The 21,070-nt window shown below is 41.3% G+C and carries 19 protein-coding genes; 10 read left to right on the top strand and 9 right to left on the bottom strand.

Annotated elements, in window-relative coordinates:
• A partial coding sequence (locus tag K8S13_RS10020; RefSeq protein WP_291462306.1) for a hypothetical protein occupies positions 1–2,652 on the bottom strand: 2,652 nt, incomplete at its 3' end.
• A 1,042-nt stretch (positions 2,653–3,694) separates the two neighbouring features.
• Between K8S13_RS10020 and K8S13_RS10030 the strand changes: the two genes are divergently transcribed.
• Positions 3,695–3,949, top strand: a complete 255-nt coding sequence (locus K8S13_RS10030) for a hypothetical protein (protein ID WP_291462307.1) — start codon at positions 3,695–3,697, stop codon at positions 3,947–3,949.
• 34 nt (positions 3,950–3,983) lie between these two features.
• On the opposite strand, the gene K8S13_RS10035 is transcribed toward K8S13_RS10030, so the two are convergent.
• From K8S13_RS10035 to K8S13_RS10070, 8 genes are all read right to left on the bottom strand, one after another.
• Positions 3,984–5,474, bottom strand: coding sequence for a hypothetical protein (locus tag K8S13_RS10035; RefSeq protein ID WP_291462308.1), 1,491 nt, complete (start codon positions 5,472–5,474; stop codon positions 3,984–3,986).
• Positions 5,471–5,815, bottom strand: a complete 345-nt coding sequence (locus K8S13_RS10040; protein ID WP_291462309.1) for a hypothetical protein — start codon at positions 5,813–5,815, stop codon at positions 5,471–5,473. Before K8S13_RS10040 ends, K8S13_RS10035 begins: the two co-directional genes overlap by 4 nt.
• Positions 5,816–5,830: 15 nt before the next feature.
• Positions 5,831–6,880 (bottom strand): histone deacetylase, encoded by a 1,050-nt coding sequence (locus K8S13_RS10045; RefSeq protein ID WP_291462310.1) that lies wholly within the window; start codon positions 6,878–6,880, stop codon positions 5,831–5,833.
• 34 nt (positions 6,881–6,914) lie between these two features.
• A complete protein-coding gene (locus K8S13_RS10050) occupies positions 6,915–7,799 on the bottom strand; it encodes a universal stress protein (RefSeq protein WP_291462311.1) in 885 nt (294 codons plus the stop codon).
• Complete coding sequence (locus K8S13_RS10055) at positions 7,705–8,082, bottom strand: DOMON domain-containing protein (protein WP_291462312.1); 378 nt, start codon at positions 8,080–8,082, stop codon at positions 7,705–7,707. The genes K8S13_RS10050 and K8S13_RS10055 overlap by 95 nt, the downstream gene beginning before the upstream one ends.
• Before the next feature lie 15 nt (positions 8,083–8,097).
• A complete protein-coding gene (locus tag K8S13_RS10060; RefSeq protein ID WP_291462313.1) occupies positions 8,098–8,523 on the bottom strand; it encodes a DUF2231 domain-containing protein in 426 nt (141 codons plus the stop codon).
• Positions 8,524–8,801: 278 nt separating this feature from the next.
• Positions 8,802–10,862, bottom strand: coding sequence for an amidohydrolase family protein (locus K8S13_RS10065; RefSeq protein ID WP_291462314.1), 2,061 nt, complete (start codon positions 10,860–10,862; stop codon positions 8,802–8,804).
• Between the two features lie 453 nt (positions 10,863–11,315).
• Entirely contained in the window at positions 11,316–12,134 is an 819-nt protein-coding gene (locus tag K8S13_RS10070; RefSeq protein ID WP_291462315.1) for a hypothetical protein, read from the bottom strand.
• 804 nt (positions 12,135–12,938) lie between these two features.
• Here K8S13_RS10070 and yqeC point away from each other — a divergent pair.
• From yqeC to K8S13_RS10115, 9 genes are all read left to right on the top strand, one after another.
• The gene (gene yqeC / locus K8S13_RS10075; protein ID WP_291462316.1) at positions 12,939–13,739 is read left to right on the top strand and encodes a selenium cofactor biosynthesis protein YqeC; all 801 of its coding nucleotides are present in this window, start codon (positions 12,939–12,941) and stop codon (positions 13,737–13,739) included.
• The gene (locus K8S13_RS10080; RefSeq protein WP_291462317.1) at positions 13,739–14,803 is read left to right on the top strand and encodes an XdhC family aldehyde oxidoreductase maturation factor; all 1,065 of its coding nucleotides are present in this window, start codon (positions 13,739–13,741) and stop codon (positions 14,801–14,803) included. Before yqeC ends, K8S13_RS10080 begins: the two co-directional genes overlap by 1 nt.
• The gene (locus K8S13_RS10085) at positions 14,800–15,408 is read left to right on the top strand and encodes a nucleotidyltransferase family protein (protein WP_291462318.1); all 609 of its coding nucleotides are present in this window, start codon (positions 14,800–14,802) and stop codon (positions 15,406–15,408) included. The genes K8S13_RS10080 and K8S13_RS10085 overlap by 4 nt, the downstream gene beginning before the upstream one ends.
• A 214-nt stretch (positions 15,409–15,622) precedes the next feature.
• Positions 15,623–16,996 carry a TrpB-like pyridoxal phosphate-dependent enzyme gene (locus K8S13_RS10090; protein WP_291462319.1) on the top strand — a complete coding sequence of 458 codons (1,374 nt, stop codon included), beginning with the start codon at positions 15,623–15,625 and terminating at the stop codon, positions 16,994–16,996.
• 77 nt (positions 16,997–17,073) lie between these two features.
• Complete coding sequence (locus K8S13_RS10095) at positions 17,074–17,382, top strand: hypothetical protein (RefSeq protein WP_291462320.1); 309 nt, start codon at positions 17,074–17,076, stop codon at positions 17,380–17,382.
• The gene (locus tag K8S13_RS10100) at positions 17,379–18,098 is read left to right on the top strand and encodes an AAA family ATPase (protein ID WP_291462321.1); all 720 of its coding nucleotides are present in this window, start codon (positions 17,379–17,381) and stop codon (positions 18,096–18,098) included. Before K8S13_RS10095 ends, K8S13_RS10100 begins: the two co-directional genes overlap by 4 nt.
• Before the next feature lie 20 nt (positions 18,099–18,118).
• Positions 18,119–19,366, top strand: a complete 1,248-nt coding sequence (locus K8S13_RS10105) for a LuxR C-terminal-related transcriptional regulator (protein WP_291462322.1) — start codon at positions 18,119–18,121, stop codon at positions 19,364–19,366.
• A 132-nt stretch (positions 19,367–19,498) separates the two neighbouring features.
• The gene (locus K8S13_RS10110) at positions 19,499–20,446 is read left to right on the top strand and encodes a hydroxyacid dehydrogenase (RefSeq protein WP_291462323.1); all 948 of its coding nucleotides are present in this window, start codon (positions 19,499–19,501) and stop codon (positions 20,444–20,446) included.
• A gap of 62 nt (positions 20,447–20,508) precedes the next feature.
• Positions 20,509–21,070: pyridoxal-phosphate dependent enzyme (locus K8S13_RS10115; protein WP_291462324.1), on the top strand; the 562-nt coding region annotated here is incomplete at its 3' end.

Genomic DNA, 21,070 nt, shown 5'->3' on the forward strand with positions numbered 1-21,070 from the left:
ACCCGGTGGCAGATTGTCGGCAGTGACGGAATAAAACCCGCGTTCTCCATCAAACCAGAATGGGCAGCCGCCGCTGACGGGCAGTTGATATAAATACTCCATGTACTGGCTTGCATCCGGTAATGCCCAGGGTACAATATCCACAGGATCAACAACTTCAGTTACCCGCAGGGGAAAGGTTCCAACATCATAGGCCTCATAGCTGGATGCCTGGATAAGGTGTTTTCTGTTTCCCGGAGATGGAAGGGTGATGGCAGAACGCTTGCCAAATTGAACTAAATCGTAATCATCATTACAGCCATATTCAGGGCCTCCACAGGATTCATATACACTAATAATCGTATCTTCCAGGGTACCGGTACTCTGCACAGTGTCTATGGTGACTTCACCGTTACATTGTGTCGTATAGCTGAACCAGATATCATTATAACCGCCACAGGTTGAAGAACCCCCTATTGGATTGGTTCCGCTATTGTCCACCATCAGGGTGCCCTGATTGAGCGGTATTGCCTCCTGGCAGTCCTCATTGGAGGGATGACAATTGACGGATAAGGAACAACTGGTGCCGCTATCTATAATTTTTAATTTAAAGTTGCCTGTTTGGCTTTGAAACCCGTGGACAAAAATGTAATAAACCATTCCGGATTCCGCGCACCAGGTGACAGATGATTTACCACCACCGCAGGAAGTGTCATCATCATTTGCACCAACGCAGGTCAGAGTGGGGCATCCACTGCAATAAACACTGATTTGGGTGTCATAATCGGTCATGGCGTCGCAGGTTGAAGCAGTAAGAGTATTCCCATTACCTACCACCTTGTACCATACCCCTGGAGCCGTAGCTATTACACCCTGACATGGTGAAATTGAATCAATTGTAGCAAGCCAGGTCTGGCCGGGAGTTTCTGACGGAGTGCCCACAAAAAACGCTTCAGCACACTCATTGTTAATGGGCAGAAATTGATAATTCAGAGTAAAGTTGGAGCCGGGAACTCCGTTCTTGCTTGATACCATGATATAATAATCCTGTCCCTGTTCAACTTTGACAAGATCATTGCCAAGCAGACAGGGTTCCGTGCAGGGATTACCATTGCAACCGGTGTTGCAGCCGTTTTCAAGTCCGCCCCAACAATTGTCAAATACGGACAAAGCTGGATCCTGGAGCGCTGATGAACCACAGAGATCCAGGGCGATAAAACCTTCAGCCGGGGCAGTGAAACGATACCATACGCTGAGGCGTTTCCCACTTGAACAGGCTTGATAAACATCATGGGTTGCGTTTTTCGTGGTGCCATAAATCTTCTTTTTTTCGGTGTCAATGCTGGTGATACTGATATTCTGGGCCTTATCACAGTCATCATTGGCCGGCGGTGGCGCATTAAGATCAGCAAACCAGATCCATGGTTTCTCAGCTTGATTGAAACCTTGTCCAGCAAAAGTTTTACCGTCATCTGATACCTGATGGGCGATTTTAAGTTTCCATCCTTTTATTTTATTACCAAGCTGCAGGGAAGTAAGCAGGCTGTCCACACGTTCAACCGTAGATGTGTGAGCTGTCTGGTCGACCTTCCACATAACTGCCAGGAAGTCTAATTCCCCCACAGCAATATATCCTTTGCCACTTGGAAAAGAGGAATCTTCAATAAGCCCTGACACATCAAAGGCACAACCTCTTTGATTTTTCCCGGGCAGCTGGGAAAGGGCAAAAGCCTGGAGAGTTGTGGTGTCCCAGAAGGAGGGTAGGCTTTTTGCTCCATCATAAAGACAGCCAACAGCCTTTGCGCCGTCAGCAGATACACCAAGCACATTATTGAAGCCGGCATAGATGGTGGCTGTGCTTAGCTTGGCCAATCTCTGCCAACCCGACCCGTTTTTGTTGACAACCGGATCCCAGTATGAATCCGTTAACCATGTACTATTCGTATTTCCACTCACTCCAACTATAGCAGATCCATCGTTTGAAACTGCAAATGCAAGACTGTCATCATCGCCGGCATAGACACCAAGACCAGAAACATTGTAATTCCTGACAGACTCCCAGGTTACTGCATGGTCCCCGGGGGTTATATGGTCTAATATGGCAGAAACGTCCCTGCTGTTACCGATTACAACAGAGCCGCTGCCGCTAATATCAAAAGGGAGGGCAAGTTTGTGTCCATATATCCAGGGTAAACCTGTGAAATTGTTATTATGCCAGATAAACCCTTTTGTCATATCCACATAATAGCGAGTGGGGAAAAATATATAATAAAGGCGGATTTGATCAACCCGGGTTCGTCCGGTAATATAAGAGCCGTCATAGGAAACCGCCGTGGCATAACTCTGGGGAGAAACATTCTGACATGGCTCTGAAAATCCAAGCCATTTTCTGCCGTCTTTGCGTGTCCACCTATAGGGTTCCATAATGCCTTGAGAATTGTAGTAACCGCTGACAACGGTTGAACCATCACCGGAAAGCCCCATATCTTTAAAAGTATATCCTTGTGCATTCCATACATAATGAATATAATTAGAACCGGATATACTTACTCCATAATTAAGCGATGTCGGCGACTCACTCACGCCATAAAATCCTGCCGTAAAACCAATCCCGGAAAAAATACTAACCCAGAAAAATAAAAAGCAGCCTAAGATTACCATTAAATGTCTCATACGTTCCCCCTCTCATCTATTTGCAATTTATCCAGTCATGTTTTTTTTAGATACCTTCTTAAAAAACAGTTGTATCTATATATTACATGTATAATTAAATATACTTGCAATAATCATACCCTGATTTACCCATCTGAAAACTGTTAACCAGCTGTATTTACGCCATTTTTATGTATTTATTTTCCTATGAAAAAAATGTAACATTATAACAAAAACTTCCATAAAATTAGGTAAAAAAAGTAACAGTCTGTCAACGCTTTTAATAAATTTTTTTGAATACAGTATGTTCAAAGGTAAAAAACGAACATTTCGAAGTAGTTGGGTAACCAACATTCCCATCACCTCCCAGAATATCAAAGAGCTTGTAAAGTGTGGCAGAGCAAGATGGAAAATCGAAAATGAAACATTTAATACGCTGAAAAACCAAGGCTACCACGCTGAACATAATTATGGTCATGGAAAGCAAAACCTTGCGTACAACTTTTTTCTAATGACCCTTCTGGTATTTTTTATCAATTGGCTTTTAAAATTACAATTTTAGAGGCATTAGAAGTTTGATTTGTAATAATATAGGGCAACTTCCGTTGGAGAGCGGGGAAATGCTATGAGACTGAAAAAGGCTATGCACCAAAGTACCTGTTTGGCTTTCAATTTGGTAAAAGAACTGAAATTGAGGAACCGTATGCGGGAATTCCGCTCGTACGGATCTGTGGGGGGAGCGCTGGGCAACCGGTGCTTCTACCCGGAAGTAGCATGAATGCCGTTAGATTGGGGTCAAAGATAATTATCCTATCTTTTATTAAATTGGTGGTATGAAAATGAATGGCGGTATATTCACTCTTCAGCCAACTCAGAATGTGAAATTCCGGCGACTTTAGAAGAAATCATTTTTGGATTAAGGACTCCTAAACATATCCAAGAGATTGTCTTACGTGTCACTGATAGTAATCCCGATATCAATTATTTTCGAATGAAATTTATGAATGGATCATTTGAGATGGAACGAAAATATATTGGAGCCGCTCAAGAATAATTATCCTATTTGGAATTGTCAGGAACCGTTCAAAATATCAACAATACAATTTCTAATCTTGATTTTGTGATAAAGGGAGCCGGGAATGATATTGATCGATTAAGGGCGGGACGGGAAGGTATTTTACGCGGCTTTCGCGAAGCTGAAAAGGCATGGGGTGGTATGCTGCCGGATATTTCATATCAGACGATAACGAAAAGTCTTGAGGCCATTGATGAAAAAATTCGGAAATCTGGGGGATCGGTGGTTGATATTTCCGCATAGAAGATACTGAATTTCCCGAGTTCCGGGGCATGACTTACGAAGCCGTCAAAAGTGTGAAAAACAGCAAAAAACATCCAGCTGTCTGAAAAAATTTTTTGTTTCTTTTCGTGAATCGCCAGGGCGGGAAAAAAAAGGCAATACTGAATCCTGCACATACATAAAAAAGTTCGAAAAACATTGCATTACCTGGTGCCCATGCAATGATTAAAGATACCAGGTAAAAATAAACAAAAAAGGCTGTGGCAACAGCTTTGAGCCTGCGGGGACCCTTTACCATGGCATATAATAAGGCCGGAAGCACCAGAAAGAATCCAACAGGCCCGAATGAAAACATCTCATTTGGCACCCCTGTTAAATGAAATACCTGGACAGCACCGCTTTCACCCAAAAATGGCCTTACACAAAAATTATAAAGAGATTCAAGAGCTTGTGCCATATTCCATTTAAAAACCCTTTCGAAAATTATGTCTATTGATGCTGTAAAATAAAAACTTTCAAGAATATAACGTATAAAATTTGCTAACGCTCCCTGTATCCCATCGTTATTAAAAGAAATGCTGGAAAATACACCGGACCAGGAATCTTTAAGCCAGCATTGCGAAAAAATTGCAGCAGGCACAACAGCAAAAAAGGTATAAAAGTTTTTCCCTAAAATGCTTTTCCATGTGATAATGCCATGTCTCCTGAAAAGAACTACGCAAGACAGAACCAAAAGGATCGGGGCAAAGATCATGCTGGAAATATTTCCGGATATGCAAAAAAAGAGCCCCAGGATCAATAAAATCAGATCCGTCAAGTTCGGCATCTCTACCGTTCGATAAATTGCAAGAATACAAAACAATGCCACTGCAACAGATATGATCTGTGTACCCGGATATATAGCCTGGACAACAAGCCTTGGCATGGACATGACCAAAATGGCTATGGTAAATGCTGTGGGATGCCATGAATACCGCCTGGCAAGGGCATAAGTGGAAAAACCTATGGAAAGATACGCTAAAAAACAAAAAATCCCGGAACCAAAATCTATGCCAAACCGCAGGAAAGTATTGAACAAAATACTATGGTTAACCGGTAAAAATCCCGGAAATTCAGCAGCGACTGCAAGAGAAAAAAATCCAATTTTTTCATAAATAATTATATTGTAAAGTTCATTATAGACTTCTTTTGGGACAGATAAAAAAGCATGGACCGCCATGTACAAAAAGCATAAAACTAAAAAAATGAAAGGCACAAAATTTGCAGATCCAAAGCTTTTTAATGTGGTGACTATGCCGGGAAAATATGAACGATGTCTGAAGATCAGGATAATAGAAGCAATAAGAAAAAAAAATTCAATGCATGTGGAAATGATGGAATAGCCTGTAATAAAAGATATTTGGCGAATAAAAGACAGCAGCATAAAAACCGTGATAATGGCATATGAAGCTGATTCTGAAAAAGTATTGCCGTTCATGCGAAATAAAAAAAATGCAGCTGCGCACATGCAAAAAACTTCCACAAAAACCAATACAGCAATTATCACTCTTTTTCCCTTTCTTTTTGTGCTTCTTTTTCTATCAGGTGATCTCTTATTTCAATCATGAAATTCTGCATATCCCGTGCTAGTTTTTCACATTCCGGGCAATATACCTTTTTGAACATTTTATCATGCTTTTCCAACTGGTGCCTGAACCAGGGAATATAAGGAGAACCTTTGCAAAATTTTTGCCCTGTATATTGAGCAATGGGACATCCCATGCATACCGTGAAATAAAAGATTCTGCACGGAGGACAATCCAACACACCGCCGTCAGAGCCTTTTTTATCTATAATCCTTTGCCATTTTCTCACCGAGGCTTCCATAATTTTAATTTTATTAATCATACCATGCCTTTTACATTAAAAAAAATTCCATAAATGCCTGTGAACCTCAATATAGCGCCGAACGACAAAATCCTTCTTTTTATTATCTGCTTTTGCTGCCATTGCACTGACATCACAGCATGTAATACCCGCCATCTCCTTTAAGACAGCTTTTACCGCCCCGGAAAGGGCATCGCAATTATAACCGCCTTCAAGGGAATAAACCATTTTGCCGCCGCATACCTTGTCGGCTATTCTTTTGATAGACGCCGTCATTCCTGCAAATCCCTCCGCAGTCATGAGCATGCCCCCCATGGGATCATCTTTGTGGGTATCAAACCCTGCTGAAACAAGAATCAGTTCCGGTGCAAAGTGTTCTGCCACAGGCGCAAGCAAATGCTCAAAAATCGAGACATATTCTGCATCACCATACCCCTTCGGGATGGGCAGATTTATCGTATATCCCTCTCCTGGTCCTAAACCTGTTTCTGTAAAAATTCCTGTGCCCGGGAAAAGCCCGGCTTGATGAACGGAAAAAAACAAAACATTGGGATCTCTTTCAAATGCATGCTGGGTGCCGTTTCCGTGATGAATATCCCAGTCGATTATCAGTATCCTGCCTAATTTTAAAACCTTTTGTGCAAACATTGCACCCAAAGCAACATGGTTGAACAGGCAATAGCCCATGGCCCGACTTTTTTCCGCATGATGCCCAGGGGGTCTTATTAAAGCAAAAGCATTATCTAATTTTTTTGCTGCTACCAGTGATATGGCTTTTAAAAGTCCTCCTGTGGCATAAAGTGCTGCATCAAATGTATCTTCACATGCATGTGTGTCCGCTGTAAGTGCGATGAGTTCTTTTCCTTTGGTTTCAGCAATTTTTTCAAAATACTCAAGGGAATGAAAAAGAATAATGTCCTCTTTTTCAGCTTTTTTCGGCAGAATATCAATAAAAACATCCTGCATATCAAGATCATTCAGCATGGAATATATGGACTTAAGTCTTTTGGGGGTATCAGGACTGCCATCCCCCGGGATATGCTTTAAAAATATGTCCCCTTTTACGATGCCTGTTTTTAATGCCATTGCTTTCATCCAAAATTCAAATTTTATGGGCTTATCAATTAGATTCTATAGTGGATTTTATGGGAACCGTCAGCACTGCACATGGTAAATCACGAAGCAACGCTGCGGTTGTTGTGGTAATGATCCTGCCCGGGCGATCATCAACCCCTGCTATTATCAAATCTATTTCATGGCTTTTCGCATACAAAGCCAGCTCTTCGCCTGGAATTCCCTGCAAAATATGCGTTTTGGCAGGCATCAGATTTTTCAGCCTTAAAGACAATTTTTCTTCCAAAAGCCTTTGTGCATCCTCATAAGGCGCAGAAGTCATCTCCACAATTTGTTCGTTCACCGGAGATTCCATGACATGGACCAACCAGATCTTTGAATTAATTTTTTCAGAAAAAGCCAAAGCGTAATTTTTAAGATCAGAATCTGATTCCAACAAACTACAGGCGATCATAATATTTGTGAGTTGCAATTCTGGAAGATTTGTATCAGAAATAAATTTGCCGGGGGGTATCACTAAAAGAGGCTGCAGGAATGTTTGTGCCATGCGTCCTACGACTGAGCCGATTAAAAACTGTTGAAGTCCTGATAACCCGTGGCTTGCCGCAATTACGATATCTGCTTCTACCTTTTTTACGACTTTTGCAAGTTCAAGGACAGGATCACCATAAGCTATGATTAAATCCCACTTTATATCAAAATGTGCCATGAATTTTTTTATTTTTTCACGGGCTTTCTCGATCTTTTCTTTTTTTTCACCACCTCTTTCGAATTCAATTTGCCTGGTTACAGAACCCCGGGGAGGAGGGATAGCATGAAAGACCGAAAAAGAAGCATCAAACCCTAAGCAAAGCTCGACTCCCCAGGAAAGCAAACGGTCGGAAACTTTTGACAAGTCTGTTGCGCAAAGTATTTTTTTTATTTTTTGCATATCGCCTCCCCATATTTGTCTCCTCAATTCCAAATTTTCCTTTTTTAACTGCACCAATGATAATATTGGCTCCCCCCATCGCTTTTTCAGGATCAAAACCGATGGCGACCCACCCGGTGGTTTTTGCCGATAGCTGGACATGGATCTGATTCTCTTCAATGGTCCATGAAAATTGCATATTTTTTACTTCAAGCGTATGCTGGTATTCCATTGCAGACAAAGACAATGGTATTAAAAGGAATATGAGTGCCATTATTGAAAAGATCAAATAGTTCTTTTTCATCCTTATGACTCCTTATTATCCATATTGAAGTTCACCACCTGAAAATCCCAGTCCGATGGCCACAAGGACTACTAAAAAATAGAACAATGTCTTTTTATCAAATTTTGGGTTTTCAGGATCATCTGTTATGGCAATTATTGCCAGGATTATAGTTAAGACAACCGCAAGAACCATTTTCAGAATAATCAAAAATTCCCATTCTCCACCATAGGTATGCTGCCAGTCCAGGTAGCCTGCGAAAGCTGTTGGGAATACACCCAAAAGACCGAGGATAACACAATGATATCCTGTTTTAGCTAAGAATCTTAACTTTGGCAAAAAAGATGCCAGCCGGAATGTGACCGCCCCCATTACCATTCCCATTGGGATATGAGTCAATGCGGGATGCAGAGGATGAGTAAATCCGATTTTGTTTAGAAACTCAAAAATAATTTGGGTCATGTTGTCACCTTTGATTTGATTTTAATTTCTTACTATAAAGATCAACCACCACTTGGTGGCTTGCTTTTAATAAATACTTTTAAGATAAAAACAAGTCAAGGAAATTAGTTTGCCATAACTTTTCTCTAGGGTGATCACAAGTAGGTTTATAAAATTTCAGATGTCCTGGCAGGAGAAAAAGCAATAGTTTGGCCTCATGTATGCAGCCGCATTTTTCAAACTCAAAAAATCACCGGTTACACTCGGTGCTTTTTGGTTGTTGGAATTAATTCTATAATTCAGATTTTTGTACTAAATTTCCACAGTCGGCTTGAAGAGCGATTTTGCTCCTGAGTCCACTGATCACTGTCTGAGATTCTGATTTTCCAAAAATAGGTCTGGCCAGGCTTGAGTATTCCCTTGGGGACAGTATAGGACAACATATTCTTTATTGAACTGGTGCGATGAATCCGGTTTCTGCTGTGATCAAAGATATCTAATCTATAGTAGACAGGATTTTGTGTTTTAACGGCCTCCCATGACAATGTTGGTGTCGTTGTTTGCAGCACACTCCCATTATTAAAAGTATCGGTCTTTAATACCGGGGTGGGAATTATGATGTTCATGGATTGAGTATCGGTTGCAAACCCGACTTTTTTTTTACTGTATATGGTAAAGGTATAGGTACCAATATCTGGCGGCCCGGAGATCTCAATATAAAAATTTCTTAGCTGGGGTATATATTTAAAATCTGATTTGACAATGGGCAGCTCTCCATTCGGACCTGTAACCACGATTTTGGTGATATCGTTTGGCAGCCTGCCGGAGAAATCCTTTCCCACAAGGATTTCGATTTGTGTCTTTTGGCCGGTATGGGACCTATTAACATGTCTTATTTCTCCTATGGTTGGAATCCCTGGAGAAAGCATCTTTTGCAATGTTTTTTGATCATACCATCTACCAGAGGCCATTACTCCCAAGGGGTTTCTAATATTCTCAACATTTTCCAGAGGATTTTTCTTTAAGAAAATCAGATCAGCCCTTTTACCGATCTCAATGGTGCCAAAGTCATCTTTACCTGTCATTATTTCAACAATTTTGGAGGCGTTCACCGTACCAGCGGCAATGGCTTCATAAGGTGTTAATCCATTTTCCGTCAAGATCCGCAGTTCATCGTGAATGGAAAAACCAGGGACGAGGCCCATACCGCCGGTTCCTGCATCCGTGGCAAGCAGCAGTGGAACTCCTGCTTTTTTTAATTCCATCAGCAGTAGCTTATCAATACGGAACTTAAAATGAGCAAAATCTTCTTCACCTTTAAACAACATTTGATGTTTTTCCTTTCCCTGACGGAAATTTTCCAAATATCCATTATATAAATATTTATTTTCCTCTCGTTGGGTAAAGGCATCAGTATAATGCAGTTTTTGAATAATCACATCGTCCACCACCAAGGTAGTGCAAACGGGTGTCTTGAAGACAAGTAGTTTTTCAACGGTTTCATAAATTCTCTTATCGAAAACCGTTTTGAGTTTTTCTATATCATACTCCTTATATCCCTCATATTGTTGAAATGCCGTACCAATTACATAAGGAATCCAACTAAATCCCTGTAGCTTTTTGTTCCGATCAAAATCGATCCATTCCCAGGTCAATTCCTCAATATGAGCAATCTCATTCATGCCGGCCGACAAAACGTCTTCCAATCCAACCCGATATGGAATGTGTCCTGCGGAATACATATTAAGGCGCTTGACTGTGGCCATTCCTTTATTGAACTCTTCTTTAGTCAGGAATGAATAAAACTTGATAAAATCGAACCCTTTGGCCTTCTGGATTTCAACTTCCTTGGCCGGATCGTCGATAGGACCATACAATATTTTGCCACAGGTATAAATAGTTGGACCCTCAAGGTACCCTTTTCCAATTGCACGACGCCAGTGAAGACCATGATCCGCAGGGCTCCCGTTTGGACCGAAATCCCGGATGGTAGTGACGCCGTTGGCCAGATATAAATTCAAAGGAGAAATGGGCCAGGCCCAATTCTGCCAGGCGTGCCCGGTGTGCATATGCATGTCAGCCAGGCCAGGCATTAAATAGCTTCCCGTACCGTCTATTACCATGGCATTCTCAGGTATCTTTACGTCATTAACCGAACCTAAGGCAACTATTTTTGAATCCTTCACCAGCACTGTTTGTGCTTTAACAATTTTATCAGCCATCATTGGTACAAGATTGACGTTCTTAAATGCAATACCTACATTACTGATTTTATATTCAGGATATTCTTTAGCCTTGTCTTGATGACAACCATAAACAAATAAGAGTGAAACAAGCAATAATGAAAGTTTTCTATTCATCTCTTTCCTCTTAATTTCCCATGTTCAATCCAAACAATGCTACGGTTCTATGTATCTTGGAAATTTGAATGATATCCAACCAGATAAACTAAAAACATCTGGCTTAAAGATTTCGTAACAATAATTCGAATACCTGTAAAGGAAATTTTATAAATCAACTTTAGTAAAAATTAAATTTATTCAGGAAGAATCTGCCGAAATGTTCTTTATTGGAGTTATGTTGCGAGTGGCTCTAACCCTGAAAAATAATTTTCTGAAACCAGCTACTATAAATTTGTTATATTATATCGTTTAATGCGAAAGAATGCCCTTTACAATATGTTTGGTTCATATATTTGAATGTGAATTGAATGTTTCCAGCAACCAACTACCACTGCATATAGAATTTTGACATAAAAAAATTATTATCAGGCTCATTTAAAGATCCTGCTTGATTTTAGGGAATGATATTTTTCAGTTAAAGCAGTCAGTTCTTCCAAACTCTCCTGCAAAACTTTCAAGGGCAGATACAGTATAACCGGACGTACCACCAAAACCCGACACAAACTCCTTCAAGTCTGAACCGTCGACATCACCATCTCCATAAGAAATTGGTTCAATATCCCAAAAGCAACTATTGGGGTTGAAATTCAATGTTATGTTACCCGTGCCCGTTGCTCCATCTGGTGGTTGTGAATCATGTTCATTATAAAGAAACACCCAGTAACTAAGTACGTAGTTGTTATTAGGTTGCAGGAAGCCGGATTGATCACCAGTGAGTGTATTTGATAAATCACCTTCGATCTTCCCGAGCTCGAATTCTTGTGTGGTCGTCTTATAACTTCTTTGGTCGTTTCCGAATAACGATGACCCGTTTTCGTTGTAGAGCGAGACACTGAAAACCTTATACCGGTTACCGTAGGTGTTAAAGAAACCGTCAATATTGTATGGTGTCTCTTCATCCACTCCGAAACGGATCCACCCCATCAATTCGGTGCCGTAATAGTCGGAGGTAGTTGTTCCTGCTTGATCAAAATCGATAATGAAGCGGCTCTGGTTGAAATTGTAGCTCGCGTACGATGTCTCGCCGCCCTCAGCATTAACATGCTCACCAGCGAAAGGGACAGATGGCGGATACAATATATTCCGATCGCGAGAACCATACAAAATGACAGTCGCTTCTGTTTTTGAATTCTCTGTGTTAGGAGGATTCAGAAAGAGTGCCGCATTAGTCGTCGGTACAATGCAAAGGCAGAAAAGTCCTGTTATCAATCCAGCTAAAATTTTCTTCATGTCTATGCTCCTCATCAGTTTTATATAGATTACAAATATTATATATGTTACGCAAAAAATGTGCCGACCTCCATGCCTTCAAACTTGTCTTGTTCTATAGTATTTACAGTAATTAAGGGTAATTTTTTACTGAGAAATAAATGTTAAAAACTGAGTAAAAAATGTAATAATTATGGGCAAACTTTTTCCTAATTGGTGATGTGCATGAATTTCTTTCCAAATTTTAAATTTAAAAATCAACTATATTGAAAAAGGTAAAATCAAATTTCCCAAAATCTCATTACATTTTATTGACAAACGTTCCTGCCTGAAATTCTGTTATAGGAATGTTGATACATCAGTAACTTTAGTTAGTTGATCTTAAACATAAAATTTAGTTTTTTGAGATGACGAGTAAAATTACAGATAGGATTTCGATCTGGATTCTACCGAGGAGGTTGGGGTGTGGGTTGCAGGGAATCGTTGATTGGCCTTCTGTACAGGTTCTTATCGTAGTGGAACATTAAGACCGGCAAAGTGTCTGAACGACAGCGAGTTTTTGCCGGTTAGTGGAGCGGAGTTTTAGAAACTGTAAGAAGTGCAATCGGATTCATCGCAACCCATGCCCCGGCCGGGTTAAAGCAATACAACTATTTTAACCATTTTTCATTTTACATGCGATTGCCCTGAAGTTTTTCCTTTAATACTTGAATTATTAATAAATTGTGAAATAATCATCCCCAAACTAAATATGTTTAGATACATTAAAATACAATCAGGTTCAATGAATAACTATTTACAGGTGTTATCATTTAATTTCATAAAATGACAAATACACTCATTGATAAATTATACTTAAACCGCCAGGGTGTTATCAGCCTTATCGGTGCAGGCGGGAAAACAAGCCTGATGTTCCGTCTGGCAAAGGAACTCATCGATTCAGGTAAAACCGTTTTAACAACGACCACCACTAAAATCTTCATGCCAAAACCGGATCAATCCCCTGTCATTATCATTGAAAGCGCTGTTGACGAACTTGTTAAAAAATCAAAGTCCTGTCTTAACCGTTACCCTCATTTCTCGGCCGGAAGCAAGCATGACCTGGCTTCCGGAAAATTGAACGGGTTTAGTCCGGATATCATCAATCACTTATGGCAGGCGAATCTATTTGACTGGATCATTATAGAGGCGGACGGGGCCAAACGCAAACCCCTTAAAGCCACTGCTTCACATGAACCCGTGGTTCCAAAAATCACCAGCCACCTGATTCTTGTTACAGGGCTTGATGCTGTCGGAAAAGCCCTTGGTGATCACTATGTCCACAGGGCAAAACTTTTTTCAGAGAACACGGGCCTGCCCTTGGGAGAAACCATTGATGAGCAGTCCATTGCAATATCGACTGCCATTGAAATAAAAAAAGCCAAAGCTTTAGGCCATCCCCTTTTTAACATTCTATTTTTAAACAAAGCAGATACCCCGGACAGGATAGTATCCGGCAAAAAAATTGCTGAACTTTTACAAACAAATAAAAATATCGACCAAATTATTACAGCCTCACTCAAGGATGAGATTCCTGTAAAAGACAGTTTTAACATTAGAAAACAAAATCAAAGGAATAAAGAATAATGGGAAAAAACATATATATAAAGGTATACGAACTGCTTTCATCAGGACAAAAAATTGTTCTTGCAAAAACCATCAGACGTTCAGGCTCCACTCCAAGGGATGTAGGATCCATGTGTATCATCACACAAGAAGGGGAACTCATTGGAACCATTGGCGGCGGAATACTGGAATACCGGGTTCAAAAGCGGGCCGTGGAGCTTTTAAAGCAGGAGGAAACATTGGTCTATCGGTTCCATCTGACCGATGAGGATCTGGCAGGTGCCGGTATGATTTGTGGTGGAGATGTTGATCTGTACCTGGAGCCTTTTTTTCCTGAAAACACCGGAACGATATCATTATTTAAGATCATAAAGGAGTACATTGCCGGCAACAAACCCGGCATACTGGTGACCCGGATTGAAGACGGCATATCTGCCATGGATACCGGGGCAAGAATGTTTATAGGAAAGGATGGCAAAACTTTTGGAACCATCCCCGGGTTTGATCCAAAAGGAATAAATCTTGACAAAGGAGTTCCTTATGATCTGATTGCTTTTAACGATAAAAAGGAGGCTCTCTTTGTAGAAAGGATTGCCCTTGAACCCCGGATCTTTCTTTTCGGAGCCGGCCATGTCTCCATGTTTGTGGCACAATTAGCAAAAATGGTGGGATTTGCTATCACAGTGATTGATGACAGACCAAAGTTTGCAAACAGTCAAAGATTCCCCGATGCGGATGAAATATTGATCACTGATTTTAAGCAGGTCTTTGAACAATTGGAGATTTCCCCAAACTCATATATCCTGATTATTACACGCGGCCACCTTCATGATAAGGTTGTATTGCAACATGCCCTTGGCACCTCTGCTTCCTATATCGGCATGATCGGCAGCACTAAAAAGAGAAATACCATATATAAAGCGCTTATGGATGAAGGTTTTTCTAACGATGACCTTGAAAAAGTCCACTCACCCATCGGTCTTGGTATCAACGCGGAAACCCCTGAGGAGATTGCTGTCAGTATTGTGGGTGAGCTGATAAAAAAACGGGCACCAGAGAAAAAAAAGAAAAATTTGATTTCATGAGTTCATCCACCCAAAAAATTGCCGGAGTCATCCTTGCTGCGGGTTCTGCATCCCGCATGGGCAAAACAAAACAACTGCTGCCATTTGGAAAAAACACCCTTTTGGGTCAGGTGGTTCAAAATGCCGGGGAATCCACATTGCATGAAATCATTGTCGTTCTAGGGCATTGTGCTGATGAAATAGAGAAGGTTATTGATTTTTCAGGCGCAAAAGTTGTCAGGAACACTGCATACTCAAAGGGGCAGAGCACCTCCCTTATCAAAGGACTTGAAAATGTCTCATCCATTTGTGATGCAGCCATCTTCCTTTTAGGAGATCAGCCCCTTGTTACCGCTGCCATTATCAACAGACTTATTGATGCATTTGAAACATCCAACACCCCGATTGTCATCCCGTATTGCAATGGCAAACGGGGCAACCCGGTCATTATTGCCACATCTTTATTTTATCGCCTGAAATCATTATCTGGTGACACCGGGCCAAGAGTCCTTTTTGATGAATTTAAAGACTCCATATTAAAGGTATCTGTTCCCGATGAAGCTATCCTGATTGATGTTGATACAAAGGATGATTATGAAAAATTAATATTAAAACAATTCAAATAATTTTGAAATTGACAGGCCTGATTCTTTCATACATTTTAAATACCATGGCATTTTCTCACTAGAAATTTAGTGCTTGACTTGGCCCGTTTATTCTCATAAAAATTGGAATAGTGTCAAACCTGTTCAATTTATAGGCATACCATATTCATTGAATATGTGTTGATAGATTCCATGAGTTTTAAACCTTAACTCTAACCGCGAATAAGGAGGGCCTATGAGAGCCAAGAAGTATGTATTAACAGAACAAGAAATGCCGAGAAAGTGGTATAATATTATGGCGGATATGCCGACCCCCATGGAACCACCACTTCATCCCGGAACCGGACAGCCCTGCGGGCCGGATGATCTATCCCCGATTTTCCCAATGAACCTGATTGAACAGGAAGTGAGTACGGATCGCTGGATTGACATCCCGGAAGAAGTCCTGGAAAGATACTCCATATGGCGCCCTTCTCCCCTGTTCAGGGCGTACAACCTTGAAAAAGCCCTTGACACACCGGCAAAAATTTATTTTAAAAACGAAGGCGTCAGCCCTGCCGGAAGCCACAAACCCAACACAGCCATTGCCCAGGCCTATTATAATAAGGTTGCAGGCACAAAAAAAATCACCACGGAAACAGGGGCCGGCCAATGGGGCAGCGCCCTTGCCATGTGCTGTTCGTTTTTCGGAATTGAGTGCAAGGTGTTTATGGTAAAAATTTCTTACAACCAGAAACCATACCGCCGCCTGATGATGGAAACCTGGGGGGCCAATTGTACGGCAAGCCCCAGCAATGAAACAAGGGCCGGTCGAAGTATCCTTGAAAAATACCCGGATTCTCCGGGAAGCCTTGGCATGGCCATCAGTGAGGCGGTTGAAGAAGCGGTTGCCGACGACAACACCAAATATGCTCTGGGCAGTGTATTGAATCATGTCATGATTCATCAGAGTATCATCGGCCTTGAGGCCATAAAACAGATGAAAATGGCAGGAGATTATCCCGACGTGATTATCGGAAGCGCGGGTGGCGGCAGTAATTTTGCAGGCCTTGCCTTTCCCTTTGCCCTGGACAAAATAAACGGAAAAGAAATTGACATTATTGCTGTGGAACCGGCATCCTGTCCCACCATGACCCGGGGGCCATTTGCCTATGATTTCGGGGATACCGTCCAGATGACACCGCTTCTACCCATGCATACCCTGGGACACAATTTTGTACCGGCGCCAATCCATGCAGGAGGATTGCGATACCATGGCATGGCACCCATTGTCAGCCAACTGATTTTAGACGGTATTATCCGACCTGAATCCATCCACCAGATGGAAACCTTTGAGGCGGGCCTGACCTTTGCCCGGACCGAAGGGTATATCAGTGCGCCTGAATGTAACCATGCCGTTGCCATTACCATCCGTGAAGCACTTAAAGCCAAAGAAGAAGGCAAGGAAAAAACCATCCTGTTCAACTGGAGCGGTCATGGCCTTGTTGATCTTGCTGCATATGAATCTTATCTCGGGGGTAATCTGTCTGATCATGAACTGCCCCAGGAACAGATTGATAATGCACTAAAGGATATTGAACCTTTACCCAAACCCAAACAGGCAACTTAAATCAACTAAAACCAGCCTGTAACAGTCTTTGATCATTGCAAAGACTGTTGCAGGTTAAATCAAAACCTGGGAATCAAATGACGACAAAAAAAAATAAAAATACCGACACCCTTTTGGCAGATCCACCGGAAGAATCATTCAGCATCAGGTGCCCGAGACTTGGGCATCAGATCAATTTTCCCTATTGCCGGTCTGAAAACAGCGGACTTCCCTGTTTTAAAACCCTTGATTGCTGGTACAACCACTTTGATGTTCATGCCTATCTTACGGACAAATTGACCAAAGAAGACTTCAAAAAAGCCTTTTTAGACAAGGGAAAACCAAAAGTCTTTTCTTTATTTGATTTGATTGAACAAGCTAAAACAAGGAAAGGAAAACAGGTTTGACCTATTTAAAACAAGTAAATATCCTTTCGAAAAAATTTCCTGTTCTGGATTTTTATCCCTTTAATCTGAAAATATTCCAGAACACTGACACCACAACATTTAACAATGCCATTACCTTTTTTATCGGTGAAAATGGTACTGGAAAATCAACCTTGCTCAAAGCCCTTGCCTATAAATGCGGTATCCATATCTGGCAGAGTGAGTTCAATTTAAGGTGTGAACAAAACCCCTATGAAGAAGACTTGTATAAAGCCATTTCCATTCAATGGAAAAATGGTCCGGTACCGGGTTCATTTTTCGGGTCCCAGATATTTTCCCATTTTGCCAGGAACCTTGAGGAATGGTCCGTCAATGACCCTGAAATGCTCAAATATTTTGGAGGGAAATCCCTGATTACCCAATCCCACGGCCAATCGCTCATGTCATATTTCCAGTCACGATACAGTATCAAAGGGTTATACTTTCTGGATGAACCTGAAACAGCCTTGTCTCCCACATCTTTGATTGAGCTTTTAAATCTTTTAATAAAAATAAGCCGACAGGGCCATGCCCAGTTTATCATTGCCACCCATTCCCCTCTTCTGATGGCCTGCCCTGATGCCAGGATTTACAGCTTTGACAACCATGTTGTTGAGCCTATACAATATGAAGATACGGATTATTATAAAATCTATAAAAAATTCATGTACAATCCCGGTGAATTCATAAAAACTTAAACCTGTTTGATGGAGTTGTAATGAATCATCCTTCCGACACGACTTTGAACACGGTGAGTGTACCGGATGATTTTCATCAGGTTTTCCTGACTGCACAAAATTATGTAAAAAATTATTTTAGCACTGTTCAACACAACCCTGAAAAAGGACTGATCAAATTTTCAGGTGAACGGTATATCCTTGTCAGGGCAGCATCCATGTCCAAAGAATTCTTTGATATGATGGCGCTCCTGTATAAAGACCGGGGGGAAAAAGAGGCAAGAACCCTTTCATTTAATTTTCTTTTTGATATTGCCCATTCCATTGGAAAAGCAGATGCAAAAAGTTTTTTCTCAAAAATGAAGGTGAGTGACCCCATAGAAAAACTTTCAGCAGGACCGGTCCATTTTGCCTATACCGGGTGGGCATCTGTTAAAATACATCCCTTGTCCAACCCTGTACCGAATAAAAATTTTTATCTGATTTATGATCATCCTTATTCTTTTGAAGCCCAGGCATGGATGGAAAACGGGGAAAAATCCGATTTCCCGGTTTGTGTTATGAATGCCGGTTACTCCTCTGGCTGGTGTGAAGAAAGCTTTAGTGTTTCTCTTGTAACAGCAGAAATCGAGTGCCGGGCAAAAGGGGACAGGCACTGCCGGTTTATCATGGCCCACCCTTCCAGGATTAAGGATTGTATCAGCAAATACTGCAAAAAAGCATATATCAAATACAAACATTACAAAAAAATAGATATTCCTGAATTTTTCAAGCGAAAACGCCTTCAGGATGAGCTGAAAAATCATAGAGCTCATCTTGAGAACCTTGTTCAACGACGGACAGATAAACTGAGAAAGGCCAATCTAAGACTTGAGGAAGCCAATATTGCGTTAAAAGTCGTATTAAAACAAATGGAACAAAAAGAGAAAAACGACAAGGAAAATTTTTTAATCAATATCAAACAATCCGTCATGCCCTATCTTAAACAACTTGCCCAAACGAATATAAGTAAAGGGCAGCAAGTGCTTTTAGACAGGCTTGAAAAAAACATGAATCAGATCACCTCCCCTTTAATCGGGAAACTCTCATCAAAGTACCTGAACCTGACACCAATGGAAATCAAAGTGGCAGCACTTGTCAAAGATGGTATGGTAAACAAGGAAATAGCACAAATCCTTAATGTGTCTTTAAATACGATCACATCCCATCGGTATAAAATCAGAACAAAACTGGGATTGAAAAATAGAAAGACAAACTTACATTCCTATTTGCTATCCCTTGAGGAGTAGCAATTTGCCGAATAGTGATTTTCCATCACCATTTTATCACCATTTTTTCAGTCTTGACCCCTGCATAATAACTTTCATATAAAAAATGATCAGGATTTATTTATTAATCCATATTAATAAAGGAGAACTATCATGAAAGTACTCGTCAGCGATCCCCTCTCCAACGTAGGAATTGAAATCTTTCAAAACACACCCGGCATTGAAGTTGATGTCAAAACCGATTTAAGCCCGTCTGAACTTGAAGAAATCATCGGTGTTTACCACGCCTTATCCATTCGAAGCAAAACAAAAGTGACCGAGGATATGCTTGCCAAAGCAAAAAATCTCAAGGTAATCGGCAGGGCGGGCATCGGGCTTGATAATGTAGACATTCCCGCAGCCACCCTGGCTGATGTCGCCGTAATGAACACCCCTTTTGGCAACACGATTACAACGGCGGAAAACGCCATTGCCTTATTAATGTCTCTTTCCCGCAATATACCCCAGGCAACGGCAACCCTGAAAGATGGAAAATGGGAGAAAAAAAATCTTAAGGGTCGCGAAATATACAACAAGACCCTGGGACTTGTCGGTATCGGCAATATCGGAAGTATTGTAGCAGACAGGGCAATGGGGCTTAAAATGAAAGTTATCGGGTTTGACCCGTATCTGGAAGATTCCTCTATTGAAAAACTTGGGATCACGCCGGTCACTTTTGATGAAGTCCTAGCTCAATCAGATTATATTTCCATTCATACACCCAAAACAAAAGAAACCACCAACCTGTTCAACAAAGAGACATTGTCAAAGATGAAACAAGGTGCCATGCTCATCAACGGTGCAAGAGGCGGCATTGTCAATGAAGCCGATCTTTATGATGCCTTAAAATCCAACCACCTTGGCGGAGCTGCCCTTGATGTATTTGAAACAGAACCACCCGGGAACATAAAACTCATGGACCTGGACAATTTTATCTGCACCTGTCATCTTGGTGCCTCTACCTTTGAGGCTCAGGACAATGTGGCACGGGATGTGGCAAACCAGATCGTTGATTATCTGTTAAAAGGCGAGGCTGAAAATATTGTCAATCAAAAAAAATGATTTTTCCACTAAGCGCACCAGGATCAATCATTTTTTATTAAACCCCAATAAAAGGAGAAGTTGTGAAGACCAAAAAATTTGTTTTATCAGACCAAGACATGCCAAGACAATGGTACAACATTATGGCAGACATGCCAACTCCCATGGAACCCCCTCTTCATCCCGGTACCGGGCAGCCCTGCGGGCCTGACGATCTTTCTCCGATTTTTCCCATGAACCTGATTGAACAGGAAATGAGCACAGAACGCTGGATTGATATCCCGGAAGAAGTCCTGGATAAATATGCCATATGGCATCCTACTCCTCTGGTCAGGGCCTACAACCTTGAAAAAGCCCTTGATACCCCTGCAAAAATCTATTTTAAGAATGAGGGCGTAAGCCCTGCAGGCAGTCACAAACCTAATACAGCCATTGCCCAGGCCTATTACAATAAAGTTGCCGGCACCAAAAAGATCACCACGGAAACCGGTGCAGGCCAGTGGGGCAGTGCCCTTTCCATGTGCTGTTCATTCTTTGGTATTGAGTGCAAGGTGTTCATGGTTAAAATTTCTTACAATCAGAAACCATACCGCCGCCTGATGATGGAAACCTGGGGGGCCAATTGTACGGCAAGCCCCAGCACTG

The organism is Desulfobacula sp. (assembly GCF_021107415.1).